General features: G+C 25.1%; 4 protein-coding genes. 3 read left to right on the top strand and 1 reads right to left on the bottom strand.

Features of this window, described 5'->3' with window-relative positions:
• The first annotated feature begins 620 nt into the window (after nt 1–620).
• The 3 genes from BT993_RS06565 to BT993_RS06555 all read left to right on the top strand — a co-directional run bounded on the left by BT993_RS06565 (nt 621) and on the right by BT993_RS06555 (nt 4,696).
• Entirely contained in the window at nt 621–2,102 is a 1,482-nt protein-coding gene (locus tag BT993_RS06565) for a PP2C family protein-serine/threonine phosphatase (RefSeq protein ID WP_072593776.1), read from the top strand.
• A 2-nt stretch (nt 2,103–2,104) separates the two neighbouring features.
• The gene (gene guaA / locus BT993_RS06560) at nt 2,105–3,643 is read left to right on the top strand and encodes a glutamine-hydrolyzing GMP synthase (RefSeq protein ID WP_072593775.1); all 1,539 of its coding nucleotides are present in this window, start codon (nt 2,105–2,107) and stop codon (nt 3,641–3,643) included.
• Between the two features lie 684 nt (nt 3,644–4,327).
• Entirely contained in the window at nt 4,328–4,696 is a 369-nt protein-coding gene (locus BT993_RS06555) for a hypothetical protein (protein WP_143604304.1), read from the top strand.
• A 15-nt stretch (nt 4,697–4,711) separates the two neighbouring features.
• Here the strand turns inward: BT993_RS06555 and BT993_RS06550 are convergent.
• Nucleotides 4,712–5,135: IS30 family transposase (locus tag BT993_RS06550; RefSeq protein WP_143604208.1), on the bottom strand; the 424-nt coding region annotated here is incomplete at its 5' end.

Here is a 5,135-nt window from a genome sequence, read left to right as displayed (position 1 = left end):
AGTCATAGGGAGGATAGTAAGTATTATTTAAGGAGAGTATTTAGGAGTATAGAGGAGTTAAAAAGAGGAGTAAAAAAGTATTGTAGTAGATATAATAATATAAGGAGAAAAGTACTAAACTTTAAGAGTCCGAATGAGGTAGTAAGAGAGTATCAAAATAGTTTAACAAATTAATAAAAATGTAAAAAAGGTGACTAAGTGGTTAATTACACACTTATACAGAAACTTTTTAAATATTTTGTTACATATGTTTGACAACTAAACATTTTGTTGCCTTTTATATTTAAAAAATTTTTTGACAAAAATTGATTAAAATGTTAGTATTAATTGGTATGGTATAGATAAGGGAAATAGTTATGGAGAAGTTAATATATATAGTAATAATTGTGTGTAATATATGAGTTTTAACTACTTTATTTAAAAAACTATTTTCTAACATAGTAAAAAAGGATAATATGATATATATAAATTAGAGGAAACTTGCACTATTAGAGGTTACAGGAACAAATGGAAGTATATTAATAAATATTTTCAAATGAGAATTGTATAACACTTGATGGTGCAAATTTTTTAAATATTAATATGTAGTAAAATAATATAAATAATGATTTGGAGTAATTATGAATGAATTTTGTTTTTTAGGAGATAGAGAATATGAAATAGTATATTTTAAATCTTTTGAACAGAGCTATGAGGATTTACTTAAAGCATCAAAAATTAGGAAAAAAATTCTTTTTCATATTAAAGATGTAATTATAGATTCAAAATTTTTAAGCTACATGCTTAAATTATTTAGATGTTCTATCAAAAATGATTTTGAAATATTTTTCATTATTAAGAATAAGAATATAACAGAAGACATTAATTTATTTGAATCGAAGAGATATTTTAAAATTTTTGATTCTATAGAAGAATATAACAAACTTAAAATTTTTGCAGGTTATGAAGTAAAAATATATGATGATAATAATAATTTTAAAAATCTTCTTAAGGATGAATTAATAAAAAATGGATTTGGTATAAAAAATAGAAATAGTTCTAATTTTTTAAATAAAAAGCATGATAGTAGATCAAATAGTATATATATTATAGATTTTTCTAGCTATCAAGAAGAAAAAATTGAAGAAATAAAGAAGATAAAAAAAGAAAATCCGAATTCTATGGTAATATTAATAACTTTTGAAACTGATATAGATAAAGCTTTAAATACTATGAAATATGGTGTTAATAGAGTTATCAAAAGACCAGTCGATATTAAAAGTTTAGTAGGGTCTATTAAAAGTCTTGCCACAGCAGCAGAGTTAAAAAAAGAAAATGATAGACTTGTATCAGAAGTTTTTAATAGAGAGAAAGAAATTAGTAAACTATATAATGAGGTAAGTGAGGAATTAAGACTTGCAGGAGATATACAAAAATCACTTATGCCACCTAAAAAAATAGAATTTGGAGAATATGCATGTGAATATTTTTTTGAACCGAGTATGAATATCGGGGGAGATTTCTGTGATTTTATAGAATTAAATGATGAGGAGTTTGCTATAGTATTTGCAGATATTTCAGGACATGGTATACCTGCTTCACTTCTTTCAACCATGCTTAAAGTATTAATATATAATAATGCAAAAAAAGTTGATAAAGTTACAGATCTTATGGAGATTTTAAACGAAGAAATAATAAATATATTTCCTAAAGGAAAATTTGTATCGATGTTTTACTTAGTTATAAACACAAAAACTAATAAGCTGCGATATGCTAAAGCTTCTCAAGAACCTGCTTTAATGTATAATAAGGCACGTGATGAAGTAATAGAACTTGAGAGTGAGGGGCAAATATTAGGATTGTTTTCTAAAAAACTCTTCCCTATATTATCATTTGAAGAAAAAGAAGTAGATTTTAATGTAGGAGATAAAATATTACTTTACACAGATGGGATAACAGAAGAAATAGATGATAATGGAAAATATTATGGGTTGGAAAGACTTAAATTACAGGTAAAAAAATTAGATTTAAATATGATAATACAGGATTTAAAAGACTTTGTTGGTAAGAAACCTTTTAATGATGATGTAACCTTATTAAAGATAGAAAGAATAGGAGAATAGACATGTTAAAAAGAAAAAAAATAGTTGTTATTGATTTTGGTTCACAATATTCACAAATTATTGCAAGAAGAATAAGAGAAATGGAAGTATACTGTGAAATGGTTAGGGAATTTGATTTTAATAATTTAGAAGATGTTATAGGTATAATATTTTCTGGAGGACCAAGTTCAGTATATTTAGAAAATGCACCAACTATAGATAAGAAGGTATTTGAGTTAGGTATTCCTATACTTGGAATATGTTATGGGTTACAATTAATCACACATTTAAATGAGGGGAAAGTAGAGGCTGCACAAGAAAGAGAATTTGGTAGAGCAGTATTACAAATACTTGAAAAAGAAAATCCATTACTTGTTGATGTTCCTATGGAATCAAATATATGGATGAGTCATAATGACCATATTACTGAAATGGCTAAAGGATTTAGAATAATAGCTAAAACAGATTCATCTATTGCTGCTATAGCTAATAACAATAATGTATATGGATTGCAATTCCATCCAGAAGTATCGCATTCTGAATTTGGTAAAAAGATGATAGAAAACTTTATTTTTAATATTTGTAAAGCAGAAAAAAACTTTGTAATAACTAATTTTATAGAAGAAAAAATTAAGCAAATTAGAGAAACTGTAGGAGATAAAAAAGTTATGCTTGGGCTTTCTGGTGGAGTAGATTCATCAGTTGCAGCAGTATTGATTAATAAGGCTATAGGAGATCAGTTGACTTGTGTTTTTGTTGACACAGGACTTTTAAGATATGATGAAGCAAATAGAGTGTATAATTATTACAAATCTAATTTTAATTTAAATATCGTTAAAGTTGATGCAGGAGATAGATTTTTATCAAAATTAAAGGGTGTAGATGAACCTGAAGCTAAAAGGAAGATAATAGGTAAAGAATTTGTTGAAGTATTTAATGAAGAGGCATCTAAACTTAAAGGTGGGAAAGATGTTGAATTTTTAGCTCAGGGAACTATTTATCCAGATGTTATTGAATCACAATCTGTAGAGGGAGTTTCACACACTATTAAATCACACCATAATGTTGGTGGTCTTCCAGAAGAAATGACATTTAAATTACTTGAACCTTTAAGAGAGTTATTTAAAGATGAAGTAAGACAAGTAGGGAAAGAAATGGGTATGCCAGAAAGCATAGTTAATAGACATCCATTTCCAGGGCCAGGGCTTGGGATTAGGGTTATAGGAGAGGTTACTAAAGAGAAAGTTAAAATATTGCAAGAAGCAGATGAAATATTTATTGATGAATTAATTAATGATGATTTATATCATACAGTATCTCAAGCATTTGTAACATTATTACCAGTTAAAACAGTAGGAGTAATGGGAGATGTAAGAACATATGAATATGTGGCAGCTATAAGATCTGTAGATACAATAGATTTCATGACAGCTACTTGGTCAAAATTACCATATGAATTTTTAGAAAAAGTATCAAATAAGATAGTAAATAAGGTAAGTGGAATAAATAGAGTTGTTTATGATATTTCATCTAAGCCAGCGAGTACGATAGAGTGGGAGTAGGAAATAAAAATATCGATTTAATATGGGACGGAGTATTTAAGCAAAATATAAATTTATAAAAAATAGATTATTCGGTGGAGAATATATAAATTACAAAATAGTATAAATATTAATGATGATTTTAAAAATATATATAGAAATATTTTTTATGTGAAACTTAATCTATATTTAAAATAAATCATGAATATATATAACTTCATTTGATTAAAAATGAAAAATGACAAGATAAACTAAGAAAGGAACTTTTATTGATGGAAAAAATAATAATGAAAACAAAAAAAATCTAGATATTTTAAAAGAGAATAAAGAGTTTATTATTATAGCTCCAACATTTGTTATAACAGTTTTAGGTATTTTCTATGAAATAATTCGTTATTTTTATTCTTTAAATGCAGAAGAGTTTTATGGTATTCCTAGATTTTATTTTCATGATAGTTTGTTAACAGATTATATTATGGAACTTATATATTTTGTAGTGATAATAATGTTTTTTTAGATATATTTATAATAAAAATATTTTTAAAGAAAAAGAACTTTAATATTTTTGAAAGGATATTTTATTCTTTGATTCCTGCACTCACGATGTTCTATTTTTCATTTATTTTTTGTTTTTCTTTCCTAATAAATGTATTGAAACTAAAAGGGTATAATTTTTTATTTTTTTTTATTTGTGTAATTGTTGGAATGTTGTGTTGGGTTCTTTATTTTTTAGCATCTGGAAATGATTTAAATGAATATTCAAGTATTTGGGGACAAAAAATAAATAATTATAAAGTAGAGGATATTTTTTTTACTAAATTTTCCGTTTTTGTATCTACAATTATGCTTATAATTTTAACTACTTATATGATGTATATTAATTCGGAAAAATTTATCATTGAGAATAAGAAAAGTTATGAAATTATTGAAGAAAATAATAAAGAATATAATGTTGTTATAGGATACTATAAAGATTCAGCTATTCTTATGAAAGGTAAAATTAATTGGTTAAATGAAGGAAAAGATAGTTATCTTGAGATTTCAAGAGGAGAATACCCTAAATTCCAAAAGTAAATGTCCAAAAACAACTTAAACAAGATTTAAAAGACATTCATAAACTTCATAAGATGTTGAAGAATTGAAAATTTTTCTAGGATAATTATTCATAAAATTTTCAATAAATTTAACATCTTTTTTTCTTAATTTATTCATAGACCTACCCTTAGGAATAAATCTCCTAATCATCTTATTATTATTTTCATTACTACCCCTCTCATTAGAACAATAAGGGTGAGCAAAATACCACTTAATACCTAAATCAGTAATATACTTAACATTAGAAAACTCAGAACCATTATCAGAAGTAATAGAATGAATTAAATATTTATTACTTTTAATAATCTTTTCAACCTCTTTAATAACATTATCATTAGTCTTAGCATCTAATAAACGAACAATATTAATTCTTGATAATCTCTCAGTAAGAGTCATTATCACCTTAGATTTACCCTCT

Source organism: Streptobacillus ratti (assembly GCF_001891165.1).
Taxonomy (GTDB): Bacteria; Fusobacteriota; Fusobacteriia; order Fusobacteriales; family Leptotrichiaceae; genus Streptobacillus; species Streptobacillus ratti.
Note: the sequence above shows the minus strand (reverse complement) of the source record. Positions and strands in the feature narration are given on the sequence as shown.

Excerpts from the sequence above, each read along its gene's own strand:
- BT993_RS06565 (WP_072593776.1), top strand. The coding sequence starts at position 621 with ATGAATGAATTTTGTTTTTTAGGAGATAGAGAATATGAAATAGTATAT.
- guaA (WP_072593775.1), top strand. The coding sequence starts at position 2,105 with ATGTTAAAAAGAAAAAAAATAGTTGTTATTGATTTTGGTTCACAATAT.
- BT993_RS06555 (WP_143604304.1), top strand. The coding sequence starts at position 4,328 with ATGTTGTGTTGGGTTCTTTATTTTTTAGCATCTGGAAATGATTTAAAT.